The sequence below is a fragment of the Streptomyces sp. NPDC013157 genome (assembly GCF_042899865.1).
GTDB lineage: Bacteria > Actinomycetota > Actinomycetes > Streptomycetales > Streptomycetaceae > Streptomyces.
Window position 1 is genome coordinate 453,381 of the sequence record NZ_JBIBAK010000002.1, and the last position, 18,583, is coordinate 471,963.

General features: G+C 71.4%; 6 protein-coding genes. 1 reads left to right on the forward strand and 5 read right to left on the reverse strand.

What is annotated here, in order from left to right; genetic code table 11:
- Positions 1–27: 27 nt before the first annotated feature.
- Positions 28–6,981 carry a glycoside hydrolase domain-containing protein gene (locus tag ACFY6U_RS07450; RefSeq protein WP_390035601.1) on the reverse strand — a complete coding sequence of 2,318 codons (6,954 nt, stop codon included), beginning with the start codon at positions 6,979–6,981 and terminating at the stop codon, positions 28–30.
- A 289-nt stretch (positions 6,982–7,270) separates the two neighbouring features.
- On the opposite strand from ACFY6U_RS07450, the gene ACFY6U_RS07455 reads away from it, so the two are divergent.
- The gene (locus tag ACFY6U_RS07455; RefSeq protein ID WP_390035603.1) at positions 7,271–8,149 is read left to right on the forward strand and encodes a hypothetical protein; all 879 of its coding nucleotides are present in this window, start codon (positions 7,271–7,273) and stop codon (positions 8,147–8,149) included.
- Between the two features lie 133 nt (positions 8,150–8,282).
- Here ACFY6U_RS07455 and ACFY6U_RS07460 read toward each other — a convergent pair whose 3' ends face one another.
- From ACFY6U_RS07460 to ACFY6U_RS07475, 4 genes are all read right to left on the reverse strand, one after another.
- Positions 8,283–9,203: a hypothetical protein gene (locus tag ACFY6U_RS07460; RefSeq protein WP_390035605.1), complete on the reverse strand. Its 921-nt coding sequence runs from the start codon at positions 9,201–9,203 to the stop codon at positions 8,283–8,285.
- A gap of 4 nt (positions 9,204–9,207) precedes the next feature.
- The gene (locus tag ACFY6U_RS07465; protein ID WP_390035607.1) at positions 9,208–10,293 is read right to left on the reverse strand and encodes an NlpC/P60 family protein; all 1,086 of its coding nucleotides are present in this window, start codon (positions 10,291–10,293) and stop codon (positions 9,208–9,210) included.
- 412 nt (positions 10,294–10,705) lie between these two features.
- Positions 10,706–14,782 carry a beta-galactosidase gene (locus tag ACFY6U_RS07470; RefSeq protein WP_390035609.1) on the reverse strand — a complete coding sequence of 1,359 codons (4,077 nt, stop codon included), beginning with the start codon at positions 14,780–14,782 and terminating at the stop codon, positions 10,706–10,708.
- Positions 14,783–15,145: 363 nt separating this feature from the next.
- Positions 15,146–18,385, reverse strand: a complete 3,240-nt coding sequence (locus ACFY6U_RS07475) for an alpha-L-rhamnosidase (RefSeq protein ID WP_390035611.1) — start codon at positions 18,383–18,385, stop codon at positions 15,146–15,148.
- Positions 18,386–18,583 lie beyond the last annotated feature (198 nt).

Below are 18,583 nucleotides of genomic sequence, written 5' to 3' on the forward strand. Positions count from 1 at the left end.
CCTCTCCGGGCGCGGCAGGTCAGGCGGTCACCTCGTGATCAGTGCCCACGGGAGTCCCCGTGTCTCCGTCCACTCCGTCGCCGGCGACCAGAGCCCCGTGCCACCGGCGGAGCCCGGTCCGTGGCCGTCGCCGGACGCGACCGGCCGCTGCGCGTGCGAGGTGTGCTGGAAGCCGACCGCGTAGGTCCGGGTGACCGAACCGTTCGGCGAGGTCACGGCGATGGTGCGGGTGGTGAGACGGGCTCCGGTCGACGACAGGACCGGGCTGCCGTCGGTGACCTTCACCCGGGCTCCCGGCTCGGCCGCCACGGCGGAGACGGCCGGGATCCTCGCGTCCTTGGGCCAGTCGACGACGTAGGTCGTCACGTCCGGGGCGAATCCGTCGATCGCGGCGCCGCCCACCGTGATGGCGCGGGCGTCGGCGACACTCGCCTTCGTGGCGTCCGAGAAGTTGGTCACCGTGACCGACCCGTCGGTGCCGACGACCACGTCCGCCGCCATCGCCGCCGCCAGGTTGATCCGCTGCCAGCTCGCCTCGCCGTCCGCGGTGAGGTCGAGCGGGTACCCGGAGTCGGCCGCGGTCTGCTCCAGGATCTCGGTGCGCTGTTCGGTGGTGAGGTCCGGGAAGGCCGTGATCAGCAGTGCCGCCGCGTCGGAGGGCGTGCGCAGAGCCTGGCCGGCCTTGCCGACCCGGGAGAAGCCGTAGGTCAGGCGCTGGGTGTAGAGGTCGACGTCCTGTGCCGTGCTGAGCCCGTCGTACGGGTCGCCCGCGCAGGCGGCGAGGGTGTCGCCGTACCCCTCCTTCTCGCACTGCGCGAGCAGCACGTTCTCGATCTCGGTGTGGGCCTGCATCAGCAGCTTCTGGAAGTCCGGGTCCGCCCACCGGTGCGCCACGGTGGCCTGGCCGGTGATGCGGCCGCCCATGACGTCGAGGGGGTAGTGGAATCCGAGGACGATGCGGTTGTTGCCGTACTCCGAGGTGCGCGCGAGGATCGACGGGGCCAGCTCCGGCAGCAGCGTGGCCAGGACGGTGCCGGCCTCGTAGCCGCCGTAGGTGTGGCCGCTCGGGTACGAACCGGTGGTGGCGAGGTTGCTGTACGAACCGTCCTGCGACTCGTACACGTCACCGCCGTCGCCGACGAACCCGAGCCGCACGTACGGGCGCAGGTAGCCGTAGTGGTCCTTCGCCGCGTCGTGGGTGTCCAGGCCCTGCGTCACGCGGGAGAACAGGGCGCTGGTCTTCGGGAGTCCGCCGCCGTCGAGGGCGTCGAGGTAGACCCGGCCGAGGCGGGAACCGAGGCCGTCGGCCATCGTGACGGTGGCGCTGTTCGTCGCGTCCACCTCGGCCCGGTCGACCTGCTGCTGGGTCGCCGCGTTGTTGACGGCGACGGCGGTCTCGTCGTTCTCCGCGGTGAGCGCGGTGCCGTGGGGTACCGCTGTGTCGGCGCCGAGGGTGCCGGAGCCCAGGTCGTCGATACCGCTGAGCAGGTCGTCGAAGTAGTCGGTGCCGTCGGCGGTCGTCGGCCACTTGTCCGAGGAGTAGGCCGCGTTCAGCGTGTCGGCCGGGAAGGGGGACGGGACGTACGTCGTCGGATCGGAGGTGGCGGAGGCGCCCGTCCCCGTCGCGTCGGTGTCCGCCGAGGTTCCGGCCAGGGTGACCGCGGTCACGGTGGCGGTGTGCGCCTTCGCCCTGCTCGTGGCCGTGAGCAGTGCCGTGTCCGTCGTGGCGGGGACGTGCGCGGTGGTTCCGTCGTCCAGGGCCACGGTGTACCCGATGAGCGGGAATCCGCCGTCCGCGGCGGCCCGCCAGGTCACACGGACCTGCCTGCCGTCGGTGAGCACACCCGTGACGGTCGGCGCCTGCGGCTTGCCGCCGCCGGTGACCACGGGTGCCGTGGCGGGGCTCGGCCGTGAGGCACCGACGGCGTTCACCGCCCGGACGCGCGCGGTGTACGACGTGCCGGTCCGCAGCCGGGTGAACGTCGTGCTGCGGCTGTCCGGATCGTGGATCTGGACCTGGTGGCCGTCGTCGAGGGTGATCTCGTAGCCGGTGACCGGTGAGCCGCCGTCGTCGTCGGGTGCGGACCAGGCGACGGTCACGCCGGTGCCGGACGAGGTCGCCGACACCGCGCCAGGTGCCGTCGGGACCGTCCTGGGCTTCGTGGTGAGTGCGGAGACGGCGTGGTCGAGGGCGTCGTACCGTGCGGTGAGGGTAGCGTCGGTGGCCGTGCCGTCCGCGAGTGCGGTCTTCGCCGCGGTGAGTGCCCCGGTGAACGCCTGCCAGGAGGCGTCCGTGTAGCGGGCGTCGTCGAGGGCGGACGCGGTCGCGACCAGGTCCTCCAGTCTCAGTCTCGGCAGCGGGGTCAGCTGCCCGGCGGCGAGGGTGAGGCTCCGGGTGCCGGTGTCGACCTCGAGCTGGGTCGCGTCGGCGGCGACGACGAGGGCCTGGGCGGCGGCGAGTTCGCGCTGGAAGACTCCGAAGTCGATGCTGTCGTAGCGCCGCGCGTCGCCGGAGAGTACCCCGTACTGGTCGATCGCCTTGCGCAGCGCGGACTTGTCGGCGGTTGCGGGTGTGCCGGCGTGACCGAAGGTGATCCGGCCGAGGTTCGCGACGTACGGGTGCGAGGAGTCGGGGGTCGTCGTCAGCCGCAGGTGGACGGTGTGGGTGCCGGTGACCGCCTGGCGAAGGGTGAGGCTCGTGGTCCCGCCGGACGACCACGCGGCTCCCGTGACGGGCAGCGGGACGGTCGCGTACGGCGTTCCGGGGTTCGAGGGGTCGAAGGAGTCCAGGTAGAGCTGGACCGCGGAACCGGTGCCGCAGCGGGCGGAGTTGTTGACGTAGGTGAGGGTGACGGTGTTCTTCGGGGCGGCGCCGAAGTCGACGTCCCCGTAGCCGAGCCAGGCTCCGTTGTAGGTGCCGCCGAGGTCGGTGGCGGAGCCCGCGTCGCTCCAGGTGGCGGTCTCGCTCTTGAGGCCGCCGCCGCTGTTCGACGTGAACGCCGTGGCGTCGAAGGCCACCGGGGAGTCGGCGTCCCGGGTCAGCGTCAGTGAGTGGACGTTGCCCACGTACGGCTGGGAGCTGGTCTGCGTGCTTGAGACGAAGTCGGCGTACACGTCCTGGACGCCGGTGAAGACGTCCCGGTCGAGCTGCACGGTGGTGGTGGCGACGGTTCCCCAGCCCGATCCGGTGTAGCCGAGGGGGATGTCGACGGTCCTGGTGCCGTCCTTCGATCCGAGGTGCAGTTCGATGTGCGAGTCGGACGCCGCCCGGGACTGGGGCTTGTCGTAGCTGACGGTGACGGTGTCGGCGCCCGCACCGAGGTGGGTGCCCTGCCATTCGGCCCACGCGCCGTTCGTGACGTTCTCGAAGATGCCGTTCGCGAGGTCGAGCGGGAGCGAACCGCCGCCGGTCGTGGTGGAGTCGGCCGCGGTCAGGGTGGCGAGGGTGGTCGGGGAGGACGAGGAGACCTCGTCGGGCGAGAACTGGTACCAGTCGAAGTTCGCCACCCACTGCCGGCCGGAGGGGGCGTGGAACACGAACGTCGCGCCGGATGCGGCCGACAGGGCGTCCGGGTCGGTGACGGCCGCCTGCACCCTGGTGTAGTTCTGCCAGCCGCCGGTGCCGGGGAGCGGGACGGTGGCGACGAGGGGGCCGTCGGCGGTGCCGGCATGGATGTCGACGCTGCTCGGCTGCGCGGTCGTGGCCTGCGGGTTGGCGTAGCGGACCGAGATGCTCCGCGGGGCGACCCCGCCGAAGTCGAGCTTGGTGAACCGTTCCCACGATCCCTCGGTGACGCCGCCGAGGTCGCCGTCCGAGTAGTACGCCTCGCTCTTGAGGCTGGGGCCCTCCTTCTGGTCGGGGTCCTCGGCCTGGAGGACGGCGTAGCCGCCCTCGTCGATGGTGAGCGCGTCGACGGCCGACCGGAGCGCGTCGTCCGCGGCCATGAGCGTGCCGGTGGTCGAGGCGGTGTCCGCGAGGACGGTCCGGGCGTGGTCGAGTGCCGAGCGGAACAGCGTCCAGGACCCGTCGGAGTAGTGGCCGCTGCGCACCAGGGAGGCCTGGCCGACGAGTGCGCTCAGGGCCTTGCGCTGGACCGCGGCGGCGGAGAGGAGGAGCGGGTCGGTGGCAGAGATCCCGGTGCCGGTGACCGTGGCGGCCGGCACGCCGTGGGCGAAGGCCGCGTCGCGGAAGGTGATGCCGAAGCGCGCGTCGACGTCGGTGGTGCCGGTGAGTGCCAGGCTCGCGGTGTGCGAGCCCGTGACGCGGAGGTCGGCCGTGACGCCGTCGGGGAGGCCGGTCACGGTCGCCGATCCGGTTGCGGTGAGGCTGGTTCCCTTGCGGGCGGCGAAGGTCGCGGGACCGGTCAGGGTGAGCCGCACGCTTCCGTCGGCGGTGCCGTCCGCGTCGGTGGTGACGGTGCCCGGCCGGGCGGAGACGACAGTGCTGTCCTGGCCCGTTTCGGTGTCTCCGGCACCCGCGTCGCCCGAGTCGGTGTTCGACGAGTACGCGGGCGCCGTGCGGGTGCCCCATGCGGACGGCTCGGCACCCATCGTGAAGTCCAGGGTGCCGCCGGAGATGATCTGCGCGTAGTCGAGCCAGGTGTTCGTGAAACGGCGGCCGTTCAGGGTCGCGCTCTGCACGTAGTAGTCGCTCGGCGAGACGCCGTCGGCCTTCACGGTGAACGTGCTGCCGTTGGCGTAGGTGATCGTCGTGGAGTCGAAGAACGGGCTGCCGATCTGGAACTGGCTGGAGCCCGCGGTCACCGGGAACAGTCCCAGGGCGGCGGCGACGAACATGGTCGACATGGTGCCGGCGTCGTTGTCCATGGTCGGCAGGAAGCCGTGCGGGGAGAGCTTGTAGACCCGGGTGTCGACCGGCGGGGTGAACTCGCCGCCGGAGCTGGGGGCCTCGTTGGTGGAACCGGTGGCGATGTAGCGGTTCCAGGTCGTGCCGGTGTAGATGGCACGCACCCACTTCTGGGTCAGGCTCGGCTCGCCGACGTAGTTGAACAGGTACGGCGCCTGGAGGTCGATCTCGTTCGCGTTGGAGTGGAGCATGGTCGAGCCGTCGTCGGCGGCGGCGTCCTCGCCGAACATGTGCTCCATCGCGGCCCTGCCTGCCTTCGCGCCGCCCATGGCCTGGATGAGGCCGCCCATGTCGTAGGCGTCGTACCAGTTGTACTGCCAGAGCGTGCCCTGGTAGAGGCCGGCCGCCTCGAACTTCTCGTAGTCGGCGCTCTGCCAGTCGCCGCCGGAGGCGCGCGGGGTGAGCAGACCGACCTCGGTGCCGTCGGCCGCGGTCCAGGCGCCGGACTTCACGAGGTTGCCGATCGCCATGGTCGACCGGGTGCGCAGCTGCTTCGCCTCCGCGTCCTTGCCCAGCGCGCCGGCGATGGCGGAGAGCGCCCACTGGTCGTAACCGCGCTGGACGGTCGTACCGGGATCACCGGAGACGTATCCCTGCCGCAACTGCGCGCCCGTGTAGTAGCCGGTGTACGACAGCAGCTCCGGGTAGGCCTCGTCGAGCCGGTCGAAGTTCTTGTAGCCCTTCGACAGTGCGTCGGCGATCACCACGGGCGAGCGTTCCCAGCGCACGGTGGGCACGGAGTGGGTGAGGCTGCCGAGGCTCTTGCCGGAGGTGTGCGCGTCGGCGAAGAGTTCGATGAGCGACTGCACCAGGTCCCGGTAGCCGGCCGGGTCGATGTAGGCCTCGACGGAGTACTTGCGGAAGTCGTCCCAGGTGGACCATCCGTCGTAGTAGGTGAAGCCGTTCGTCTTGTGCACCGCTCCGTCGACGCCCCGGTACGTGCCGCTGGTGCTGGTGGCGTTCACCGGCAGCGCGTACATGCGGTACAGGTGCGTGTAGAACTCCTTGGTGAGCGTGGAGTCGGGGTCGGAGGTGGCCGAGGACTTCACGGCGACGGCGCCGAGCGTGCTGTTCCAGTCCGCCTTCGTCTGTGCGCGTGCCTGGTCGAAGGTGAGGTCGCCCACCTCGTTGTGCTGGTCGGTCGCGGCCTGTTCCGCGCTGATCGGCGAGAGGGTGATGCGGAGTTCGATGTCGTCCCCCGCGGACTTGTCGAACCCGAGGATCGCGCCGGTGTCGGCGCCGTCCTGCGCGGTCGCGTCGCTGAGCTTGCCATCGTCGCCCCAACTCCGCAGGGAGGTCACGGGGACGTTGGTGGTGGCGTCGTAGTACAGACGGTAGGCGGCGCCGTTGAACGAGCCCGCGACGAGGCCGGTGATCGAGGTGGTCCCGTCCGGGAGCGTCGTCGCCTTCATGGTCGCGCGGGTGCGGCTGGTGAAGTTGTTGGCGAGGTCGAGGACGAGTTCGGGGCTCGACCCGGCGGGGAAGCTGTAGCGTTCGAGCGCGGTGCGGGTCGTCGCGGTCGTCTCGGCGTCGATGGTGCCGGCGTCCTGCGTCACCGACGAACCGGTTCCGGAGAGGGCGCCGAGCCCCACCTGGTAGTAGCCGGGGGTCGCGGTCTCGTCGGCGTGGCTGTACGCGTGCGCGTACGTGCCGGTGGCGGGGCGGCTGTCGTACCGCACCGAGGTCGGGACGACCAGCAGGTCGCCGCCGCCTCCCGAGCCGCCGACGCCGTCCAGGTCCGTGGCGGTGAACCCGGCGATGTGGTCCTCGTCGTGGTCGTACCCGGAGTGGTTGCGGTTCGGCGTGGTCAGCGGGTTGACCTTGGCCAGACTGTGGGGTGCCTCGGCGCCCGGCAGGTCGTTGCCGTCGTCGCCGCCGGTCGACACGAACGGGTCGACGAGCTTGGTGTAGTCCGTGCCGGCGGATGTCCCCGCGGTCCCCGCCGAGGCGGGCGCGGCGGGCACTGCCACGGCTGTGCCCCCGCCCGCCAGTGCGACGAGGCCGAGCGCCCCGGCCAGCAGTACGGCGATCGTCGCGCGCAGCGGCCGGCCGCGCCGGCGTGCGGTTGTCGTACGAAGGGTGCGGGGCACGGAGGCATCGGGTCTGACAGGCACGGAACCTCTCCATCGTCGCGGTTCACACGCACGTCCGGTCCCCACCGGGACAACGTTGTCGACCCGGAACGGCCCGGAGCGTGCCCACTCAGGGCGAGACGGCGGTGGACGGATGGAATCGCTCCCACCTCGTTCACAACCGCCCCACATCACACACGGGGAAGGCGTACGGCGGGCAAACAAGATTCGTACACGGCACCAGAGTTGCGGGCGAACGTCAACGCCGTCCCGTGCGTCGAAGACGTGGACCCTGAGCCGCCGCGCCGGGAAACGAACTCCGGGGGATGTCATGCACGTACGAGCGAAACGTCTGGTCGGCCTGCTTGTCGCGCCCGTGCTGGGCGGCTGCCTCCTCGCGGGCTGCGTCGCCGGCTCGCGAGCCGGCGACGACGGGCAGGCCCGGTCGGCGCAGGTGCAGCGGGCCCGGCAAGTGGCCGACGCCTGGCGGGGATCCGCGGCGGCCACCGCCTGGAGCCGGGGTTTCTACCCCATGGCGGACGAGGTGCAGGTTCCGGCGTCGGGCTGGCACAGCAGGGCGGACGAACAGGCCTACGAGACCGGGAACTTCGCGCTGCGGGGCGATCTGCCCGCCGCCACCACCGGTCAGGGGAAGGTCGAGTGGGCGAGCGGGGGCACTCTCACCCGTCCGCTCTGGGGAGCGCGGAAGGCGTACGGGTCCTTCGCCCGCAACGACAGTGCGGGGTCCCGGCTGACCGTGACGGGAGCGAGGCTCGGCACGACGGCCATCACCACGAGCCGCGGCACGGCCACCGTCCCCGCTTGGCTGTTCACGCTCGACGGCTACGACAGCCCGCTCAAGCGGGTCGCGGTCAGCGCGTCGAAGGTTCCCGGGGCACCCGTCGCTCCCGCCCGGGAGGGGGCCGCGGGCGGCCTCAGGATCATCCCCCGGCTCACGGGGACGGCGCCGGACGGCCGGTCCGTCACGGTGCGGGCCACGCACGGGGCGTGCGACGACGGCCCCGTCGTCGGTGCGCTGGAGACGGACGCGAGCGTCGTCCTGTACGCCTCCGTCACGGGAGCGCGGGACGGCGCCTGCACCGCCCAGCTGATCGAGCAGGACGTCGAGGTCGGGCTGCGCAGGCCGCTCGGGGACCGCGTGCTCCTCGACGCGTTCACCGGTCGGCCTGTGACGTCCGCGGACGGCTGAGATCGGCCCCAGGAAGTGCCGTTGTACCCCGTCGTTCGCCTGCAACGCCGTCATGGCTGGTCGCGCAGTTCCTCCCCGAGCCCTCGGCCGGGGGTACCCCCAGCGCCCTTCGGGGCGCGTGCACCTGACCCACTCAGGACTGCGACTCGGCGGAGCGGCCGGCGCGCCGGGTGAAGCGTCGCAGTCCCCGGCGCGTGGGGTTGAGGGGCGTGTCTTCGGGGGCGACCGGCCCCTGGCCCGCCGTCACGGCCGGTGCGGAGGCCGGAGCCGGGGCTGGCAGTGAGCGGTTGCCCCGTTCGAGCCGGCTCCGGACCGCCCGCGCCATGGCCTGGTGGGCCGGTTCCAGCTGGATGCCCTGCCCGGCCAGGTGTTCCCACATGTGCAGCAGTTCCTGCCCTCGGGTGGCCACCTGGCCGTCGTCCGTCAGCCGTTGCCACGCCGCGGTGGCGCGGGCCACCTCGGGTGCCGCGCGGTTCAGGTCGGTACGGCAGCGGATGCGCGCGACGGTCAGCGCGAGGACGGTGGAGAGCATGTAGTCGCCGCGCTGGTACGCGAGGTACGCCTCGATCGCCCGTGCCTCCAGCGAGAGTTCGTCCTCCGCTCCCCTGCGCAGCGTGAGGTGCTCCCGCAGGGCGCTGGCGAGGACGGACGCGGCGTGCAGCTCCCCGCGCTGCGCGTGCTCGATGATGCGCTCGACGCGGGCGAGCGGAGGGAAGGCCTCCTCCTCCGCGGCGGTGCGCTCGCGCCCGGGCGGCAGGTCCTCCTCGTCGGCGATGGTCCGGCTGGAGCCGTCGGGGTGGACCCGCAGGCGCGCCACCTGCAGCACGCTGCGGTCGATGACGGTGGCCGCCACCGGGGCGCCCAGGGTGCGGGCGAACATGGCGATCGCGTCGAGGATCGCCTCGTTGGGAGGCCGAGTGCCGCCCATCTCCAGCAGGTGGCCGTTGACCACCGTCGACCCGTCCTCGGCCACGTAGGCGTCGAGCCGGATCAGCGGCGGTGCGCTGAGCGCGGGCAGGTTTCCCTCGTTGCGGGGGGTGAGTGAGTAGGTCATCCGCTCAGACTCCGGGTCGGACGACACCGAGGATGGGCATGGAGGCGGCCGGGGCGGTCGTGACCGTGCGTCCGGGCCGCGGGGCGTGGACGATCTGTCCGTCGCCTATGTACATGCCCACGTGGGTGGCGTCGTAGTAGATGATCAGGTCGCCGGGCTGCACGGAGGCCAGGCTGACCCGGGTCAGTCCCTGCCACTGCGCCTGCGAGGTGCGGGGTATGGGGTGGCCGGCCGCGGCCCACGCGGTGGAGGTCAGTCCCGAGCAGTCGTACGACGAGGGGCCGACCGCGCCCCACACGTACGGCTTGCCGATCTGTGCCAGCGCGAAGGCGACGGCCTTCGCGGCCGCTCCGCTCGCCTTCGTATGGCCGCCGACCGAACCGGTACCGGTCGAGGTGCTGCCGCCGGAACCGGGTCCCGTCCACCTGGCCTCGGCCTCCTTCGCCTCCTCCTTCTCCAACTGGGCCAGTTTGCGGGTCTGTTCCTTCTTGAGCCCCGCCTCGATCTGCTCGGCCTCGGCGATCTTCTTCTCGATCTTCTGCTTCGCCTCGGCCTTGTCGGCGCGGGTGTTCTTCAGCTCCCGCAGCTTCTCGGCGGCGGCGTCCGTCTGCCGGCTCAGCTCCGCGCGGGCGTTCGCCTGGCTCTCGGACACGGTCACCACGTCACGCAGGGCCTGGCGGGCCTGGGCCGCGTCGTCCAGGGCGTGGTCGGGGTGGTCGCCGAGGAGCAGTTGGAGGCCCGTGGAGTCGAGACTGCCCCCGCGGTACTGCGTGCGGGCGGCCGCGCCCGCGAGGTCGTGCAGACTGGCCAGCCTGTCCTCGGTACGGGCCAGGTCCTGGTGGAGCGACGCCAGCCGCTTCTCCTGCTCGGCCGCCTTCACGTCGGCGGTGTCGTACGCCTCGGTCGCCACCTCCGCCTGGCGGTAGAGGCCGTTCAACTCGTCCTGGATGTCCTCGATCGACTTCTCGCTGCGCGGATCGGGTTCGCCCGGGGTTGCGTAACTCGGGCCGGGTAACAGGGCGATCGCGCAGACGAAGGCTGCTGTGACGGCTCGGCTCCGCAGCCGTCCGCCACGAGTCGACACGTTCATCGGCTCCATCTTCAGAGGTCACATGCGGGTGGCCCGGACGGCCTGCTCTCCCGTCTCAGCCGTCATCACGGTTCCCACGGAGAACTGTTCGATTCCTGAACACATTACCCCGACACGAACGGCCCGCCCCTGTACCCCCGGGCGCGTCAAGCTGCCCGCACGCACCTTCTCCACCGCGGCCGGACACGGCGGGTGCGCCCCGGCACGGCACCAGCGGAACAGAACTCCTCGGCGCTAGCTGCCACTTGTCCCCTTCTCAACCGCCCGGTCCAGGTCGCGCCCTCGCAGCACGCAACCGCCTGGCCGACCAGTCCGTTCCGAAACGGTCTGGTCGGCCAGGAGAACGGACACCGCGAAGTGCCCGTGGGACCAACTCCGTTGCCCTGGTAGCCGGGCCCGGTGTGTCGTCCGGCTAGCCGCACGTCAGCGTCGGCATCGCCCAGTCGCCGTGGTCGTTGCCGTTGCCGTCGCCGGCGTCGCCGACCCTGAGGTCGAGCACCTGGGCGCCGGTTACGTCGACGTCGATCGGCATCGCGGTCTGCTTTCCGCGGACCGTCGGCGTGGTCGCCAGCGTCTTGCCGTCGGCGATCACGGAGAACGTCACCGTTCCCGCGCCGCCGGTCTCGTCGTCGACACCGACCTGCGCCGTCAGCCGGGAACACTGTCCGGCGAGGTAGAGCTGGACGTCGCTGACCGAGTTGGTGCCCAGGCCCTTGGCGTAGCCGACGCCGGCGACGGTGATCGGACGGCCGTCGCCGGCCGCCTGTTCGCCGACGCTGGTGTCGCGCTCCACCGGGCCCCACCCGTTGGTCGACGACAGGAACGGCAGGTCGCTCACCGCGCTCTTCCCGGCCGGCGGGGCCGGCGGGATCCCGCCGACGATGCGCTCGTCACTGCCCGTGGCCTGCCGGCCGCCCTGCACGTAGTCCACCGTGGCGGTGAGTGCCGAGGCGGCCGGCAGGGTCCCGTCCGGCGGCTTCACCGTCCAGGTGAAGGTGGCCGAACCGCCCGGTCGTACCCGATCGACCGAGCCCGGGCTCGTTTCGGTCACGCTCCAGCCGTCGGGGGCGGAGAGCGCGGCCGTCAGGTGCGAGGCGGACGGCTGGTCCTCGGGCACCCGTACCGTTTCCTCGGCCGTGAAGGCCTGGGCGGACTGCGCGGTGTCCGGCACGTCCAGGGTGACGTCCGCGCCCGGGCGCTTCGGCATCGCGTACTTCTCGGCGTCGTAGCGCGGACTGTCGTTCTGCGCGACACGCAGGGACGAGGCATAGCTGCCGTAGTCGGTGAGGGAGACCTTGCCGAGGCCGCCGGTGCTTCCGTCCAGGTTCCACACGGCGATGGCGATGCTGTTGTGGCCGTTGGGGTTGAGGATGCCGTTGGGCACGGGGAAGGTGTGCTGCGGGCCGAGGTAGTTGACGTAGTTGCCGAGCTGCCAGCCGTTCACGAAGACCGTGGCACGGTACTTGCGGGACGGGTCGTCGGTGAACGTCAGCCCGATCGAGGTGTCCTGGCCGTGCGGCAGGTCCAGGTCGGCGTCGGTGCGGTACCAGGAGACGCCGGGACGGGTGTCGGTCGTCGGCAGGGACACCTGGTCCCATTTCTTGTCCGGGTAGCCCGGCAGCGACCAGCCGGCCCGCTCTCCGTACAGGCCGCCCGTCGAGAGCGGGCCGCGCACGGTGTCCTGCAGGTCCTCGCCGCCGCGTACGCCCTGCACCCGCCAGGTGACGGAGGTCAGCGGCGCCCCGGTGAGGGAGGCGCTGGTCAGGCCGCGGGCGGTCTTGTTGCCGTTGGTCGAGTTGTAGTCCTCCTCGTGTCCCATGTTCACGGTGAGCACGGAGAGGACGTTGTCGCCCGACGACTTCAACGAGCCGGACGGGAAGGCGAAGTCGGCGCTCCCGGTGGTGGAGCTGCCCAGGAAGGTGCCGTTGAGCCAGGCGGAGAACGCCTGCGCGCCGCCGCCGGAGTCCGAGACCAGGTGGACGCCGGTCTCCTTGCCGACGGCGCGGAAGCGGCCGCGGTACCAGGTGTTGCCGGTGTGGAAGCCGTAGTCGTCGGCGTAGAGCACCGGCTGGGCGTCGCTGCCGGAGACGCTGTCGGTGGTCGCCTTGTCGGCCACCTGCCAGCCGGAGTCGTCGAAACCGGGGGCTGATTCGGGCGACTCCTCGGCGTGCTTCCAGTTCGTCAGGTCCGGGAGGTGGACCGGGGCGGCCGTCGGGATGGTCCCGGTGCGGCTCGCCGTGTCGGTGGCCCCGCCGCGCACCGTCCTGCCGTTCCAGGTGACCCGGTCGGCGGAGGTGAACACCTCGATGTTCTTGTCGTCGGCGTTGTCGCCGGTGAGGGCCACCGTGCGGCCGCCGTCCAGGCTGGTCGCCGTGCGCAGCAGGTGGGTGCCGCGCACGAGTACCGGGCCGGTCGCCGTGTCCTGGCGCCAGAAGGTCTCCGCCGTCGCCTTGTCGCCGACGAGCAGCAGGAGCGGGCGCTTCCCGTCGCCGCTGATACTGATGCGGATCAGGCCCTTGTGGGTGTAGTTGAGGCGCAGGTCGCCGGTGGCCGCGTCCCAGGTGGTGGTGACCGTGCCGCCGGTGGCGGTGACGGTGGGCTCGGTGGCGTAGCGCAGGACGGTCTCGCCGTCGCTGCCCTGGTCGCCGTAGAGCACGGCGACGTCCCGGTCCCCGATCGTCTCGCTGGTCATGATCTCCGACGTCGAGTACTGCAACTGGGCGTCCCCGAGCCGGTAGTTCGCCACGATCACGTGCGAGTCGCGGCCGTCGAGGGTGATCGCGGTGCCGGGCTGCTGGGGCACGACCGGGTAGGTCGGCTCGGCGGCGGAGTCGCCCGTCGGCACGTCGATGGCGTCGACGGCCACGTAGTTGTCGGTCGACCCGGAGCTGTGGGTCCCGTCGACGACGATCTTGAGGGTGTGCGCACCCGGCGCGAGGCCGGTCTTCTGGAAGAGCACGGCCTGGTTCTCGCCGCCGGAGTCGTCGACCGTCGCCGTCTTGGTGCCGTCGAGGTAGACGTCGGCGTAGCCGTGGTTATTGGTCTTCGAGCCGATCCAGCGGATCGCGGTGCCGTCGAAGGGGACGGTGAGCGAGTCACCGGCCTTGTTCGAGAACGACTCGGTGTGCTTGTAGTCGCCGCCGGTGTAGCTGGTGTTGGCGACGTGCGACCACGAACCGGCGTACTGGAGCGCCGAGTCGGGGTCGTCCCAGGTGTAGGTGGTGTCCGCGGCCGGCTGGGCGTTGAAGTCCAGCGAGATGTGGGTCTTGTCGACCGCGGTGGACGTGGAGTTGCCGTGCCGCAGGACGTGGAACTGCGTCTTGGTGTCGGGGTTCATCCGGGCGGTGTCGACGACGGCGGAGTCGTCCGGCGGGGTGGCCCTGATCGCCTCGGTCTTGGTCAGCGGGGCGACCGACTGGGTGAAGTACCCGATCAGCTTGTCCTCGTAGTACTTCGGGTCGAGCTGGCGGGTCTCGCGGATCGCGGCCCCGTAGTCGTACGACGTGTAGTTCTCCGGCATGCCCAGCCAGCCCCAGTTGGTGCCGCCGTAGGTCATGTAGAAGCTCTGCGCGGTCGTGCCGACGGCGATGTTCTGCTTGTAGAACACGTCGGCGAACTGGTCGTTGATCAGCTGGGCGCACTTGTCGTAGCCCGGGCCGCCCCAGGGGTCGAAGGCGCCGCCCTGGAACTCCGGGGAGTACAGCGGTTTTCCGGCCGGGTGGTCGTAGCTGATGTCGGGGACGCCGTTCCACTTCGCGGGGTTGGAGCAGTCGAAGCCCTGCGGGTAGGAGTCGGGGCCGTCGACGTCCAGGGCGCCGGTACCGGAGTTGAAGGTGCCGTTGTTGTTGCCGGTCAGCGGGACCGTGATGCCGTCGGCGCGGGCCTTGTCCTCCAGGTGCTGCATGTAGGAGCGGCCGGCGGCCGAGCCGTTGTAGTACTCGTTCTCGACCTGGTAGGCGATGACCGACCCGGTGCCGTTGGTCAGTTGGTGGCGGGCGATGATCCGGTCGATCTGGGTCAGCCATTCGTCCGCGTACTTCAGGAACCGCGGGTCGTCGCTGCGGTTGTTCCCGGCCTTGGTGGTCAGCCAGCCGGGCAGGCCGCCGCTGTCGACCTCCGCGTTGATGTACGGCGCCGGGCGGGCGATGACGTAGAGCCCGGCCTCCTGCGCCATGTCGAGCAGCTTGTCGACGTCCCGGACCCCGCTGAAGTCGTACACGCCCGGCTGCGGCGAGTGGTATCCCCAGTCGAAGTACAGCGACGTGGAGTTGAAGCCCGCGGCCTTCATCTTCTGGAAGATGTCGCGCCACAGGTCCGGGCTCGGGAGCCGGAAGTAGTGGAACTCGCCGGACCACAGGTAGGTTCGCTTGCCGTCGACGAGGAACGAGTAGCCGTCCAGACTCACGGTGTGCGCCTGCGGGGCGGCCCCTGTGTCGGCGGCGGGCGCCTGCTTGCCGACGTCCTGCGCCGCCGCCGCGGGCGCGGTCATGCCCGCGGCCAAAGCAATGGTCGCGGCCGCCGCGAGGACGGGCCGCCACCATCTGCGCCAACCGGGTCTCGCGGGCTCTGAACCGATCCGATCACTCCGCACCACGGCCTCCAGACCGACTGAGCAATCAACACCAAACAGACTCGGGCAAAGTCGAACACTAAGGGGGCACACAGCTCAACACAATGGGGCGGGAGAACACGGTCGAGACGACAGCGACGGCACCCCACCCCACCGGGCGGTACGGCCCCTGGCGGGCCGTCAGGCCGACGGGTGGCGGGCCCGCACCGTTCGGCCGGGGGGGCCGTCGCGAGGCGGACGTGCCGGTGCGGTGTCCGCCTCGCGGGGCCGATGGAGCCGGTGTCAGGCGGTGAAGTGATGGGTGCCGGAGCCGACTTGGTAGACCGCGCAGCCGTCCTCCTGGCGCAGGAAGGTCCCGTGCGTGTGGGTGACCTTCTTCGGCGTGTCCGTCGGGATCCAGACCTCCGCGGTCGTGTTGGGCGGCAGCGTGCAGGTCAGGGTGAAGCGGCCGGACCGCTGCCGCCACTTGGTGGCGACGGGGCCGTGGACCGAGACGAAGCGGGCGTCGGCGGTGGTGACGGCGCCGCCCGGGCGGGGCCGGATGACCATCTCACGGTAGCCGGGCCGGCCCGCCGCGATGCCGGCGATGTTCGTGTACATCCACTCCCCCACCGAGCCGTAGGCGTAGTGGTTGAAGGAGTTCATGGCCGGGTCCTGGAAGCTGCCGTCGGGCCGGATGGAGTCCCAGCGCTCCCACATGGTGGTGGAGCCCCGGTCGATCTGGTAGCCCCAGCTGGGGAAGGTGCGCTGCTGCAGCAGCCGGTAGGCGACGTCGGTGTGCCCGGTGTCGGTCAGGACGGGCAGCAGCCGGGGCGTGCCGAGGAAGCCCGTGGACAGGTGCCAGTCCCGGGCCTCGATCAGGGCGACGAGACGGTCGGCCGCGGCCTGGCGCGAGGCGTCCGGCAGCAGGTCCATGGACAGGGCCAGGACGTACGCCGTCTGCGTGTCTCCCTTCACCTTCCCGTCGGCGGTGACGTAGGCGCCCTGGAAGGCGGCCCGTATCCGGCCGAAGAGGCCGCGGTACGTCGTGGCGTCGGCGTCCGCGCCGAGTTCCGCCGCCATCCGGGCCGCGAGGTCGGCGCTGTGCGCGAAGTACGCGGTGGCGATGACGTCCTTGGGAGTCTCGTCGTCGACGTTCAGCCAGTCGCCGTACCCCTCGGCCGGGCGCAGCAGTCCGTCGCTGTGCTGCTCCAGGTACGTCAGCCAGTCGCGCACGGACGGCAGGGCGTCCGCGATGACCTGGCGGTCACCGTAGGCCTGGTAGAGGGCCCAGGGCACGGTGACGCCCGCGTCGCCCCAGCCCGCGGTGCCGTTGCCGAGGGTGCCGACCACCGGCGCCACGTCCGTGAACGCACCCGCCGCGGTCCGCGAGTCCCGCAGGTCGACGAGCCACTTGGACAGGAACCGGGCCGACTCCATGGTGTAGGCGGCGGTGGGCGAGAAGACGTTGATGTCGCCGGTCCAGCCCAGCCGCTCGTCGCGCGCGGGAGTGTCGGTCGGCACGGAGAGGAAGTTGCCGCGTTGACCCCACGTGATGTTGTGGTGCAGCTGGTTCAGCATCGGCACGTCGGTCTCGAAGCCCAGGGTGAAGGGGGCGTCCGTGTGCATGACGCGCCCGGTGACGGCCTTGGCCGTGGGGGTACCCGGGAATCCGGTCACCTCGACGTAGCGGAACCCGTGGAAGGTGAAGCGCGGCTCGTAGACCTCCTCCCCGCCGCCCCTGAGGGTGTACGTGTCCGTCGCCGCCGCGCTCCGCAGGTTCGCGGTGTAGACCGTGCCGTCGGGGTTGAGCACCTCGGCGTGTCTGAGCCGCACGGTCGTGCCCTCATCCCCCGACACCCGCAGCCGTACCGAGCCGACCATGTTCTGTCCCAGGTCGAACACGTAGACCCCGGGCCTGGGCTGGGTCACCCCCTTCGGGGTCAACTCCCGTTCCACGCGCACCGGCCCGTCCACCTGCGCGACGATCAGCCCGGGGCCGATGTCGCCCTCACCGCGCGCGCCGGGCCAGTTCGCGTCGTCGAAGCCGGGTGAGGCCCAGCCGGGGGTCTCCTTGCGGGCGTCGTACGTCTCGCCGTTCAGCAGGTCGGCCGCGACGATCGGCCCGGCGGCGGCCCGCCAGTCGGTGGACGACGTGACGCGCTCGCTCGTACCGTCCGCGTATTCCACCTCCAACTGCGCTCGCAGGGCCGGGTGTTGGCCGTACTGGCCGGGCCCGAACATGCCCACGTTGCCCGCGTACCAGCCGGGTGCCAGGTACGCCCCGATGGCGTTGGTGCCCGGCCGCAGGAGGTCGGTGACGTCGTACGTCTGGTACTGGACGCGCGTGCGGTAGTCCGTCCAGCCGGGCGCGAGCTGGTCGTCGCCCACGCGGCTGCCGTTGAGGTGCGCCTCGTACAGGCCGAGCGCCGTGGCGTACAGGCGGGCCCGGGACACCTTCTTGCGCGGGAGCCGGAACTCGTGCCGCAGCTGGGTGACGGCGTACGACACCGGGACGACCCTCCCCCACGGCCCGCCGCCCCAGGCGGCCGCCACCCTGGCGGCGGGCCAGCCCCCGTCGTCGAACCCCGGCCCCCGCCAGCCGTCGGCCGGTTCCGTGTCCGTGGCCTTCCAGGTGGCGTCGGTGAACACCTTCTGCTCGCCGGAGGCGGTACGCACCACGAGGACGGCGACGAGCCCCGCCGGGCCCACGGTCGCGTTGGTGGCCGAGACGGCGATAACGTTGTCGCCGGCCTGAACGCGGTCCAGTACGTCGATCACGGCCGGGCGGCGCCAGTCCTCGTTGTCGGTGTCGAGGTCGGTGTGCGCCACCTCGACACCGTTCACGGAGATGGAGTACACGTTGTCCGCGGTGATGGCGAGCGTCGCCGCCGTGATCCCGGTGGGCAGTTGGGTGGTGCGGCGGAACCAGCGGGTGGCCGCCGGGACGCTGCTCGTCGGGTCGCCCTCGGGGAACCAGATCCACGAACCGCCGTCGAACGAGGGTGCGTCGGTGAGGTTCGCCGGTGCCGAGATCCAGTCGGCGGTCCACTGCCCGGTCCCCATCAGCCCGGTCTCCCACCACGAGGGCGCGCTCCAGCCGGAGACCCTGCCCTCGCCGTCCCACACCCGCACGGACCAGTGGTAGCGGGTCCGGGACTTCAGCGCGGGACCGGAGTACGGCACGAGGACGGACTCACCGGAGGCGACCTTCCCGCTGTCCCAGACGTCCGGGCGGGAAAGTCCCGAGGCCGTGGTGGCGACCCGCACCTGGTAGGCACTCTGCCACACGTCCACCCGGTCGGAGACCAACGGCCAGCTCAGCCGCGGGCGTTGGACGTCGAGACCCAGAGGGTGCCGGACGTACTCGACGGTCGGCGCGGCGACGCTCAGCCCGGCACCCGCCTTGCCCGACTGCGTCTGAGCCTGCGCCTGCGCCTGAGGCCGCCCGGAAGCCGACGCCGTCGATGCGGACACGCCGTCGACGGCGGCCGCCGCGACCGTGGCGGCCGCGCCCGCGAGCATGTTCCTCCTGCTGATCATCTGCGACTCCTCACTCACACGGATGGAACGAAGCGTTGCTTGAATCGATTCAATACGGAGGGGCGTGGGTAACGTAAAGCCGGGTGAGGCGGGGGTCAATCGTCGTGCAGGCGATTTGTTGACGCCACCGATCCGCGGTCGCCATGGAGACGAGCGGCACACACAATGCGCCCCAGGGTGATTGAACGGTTTCAATCG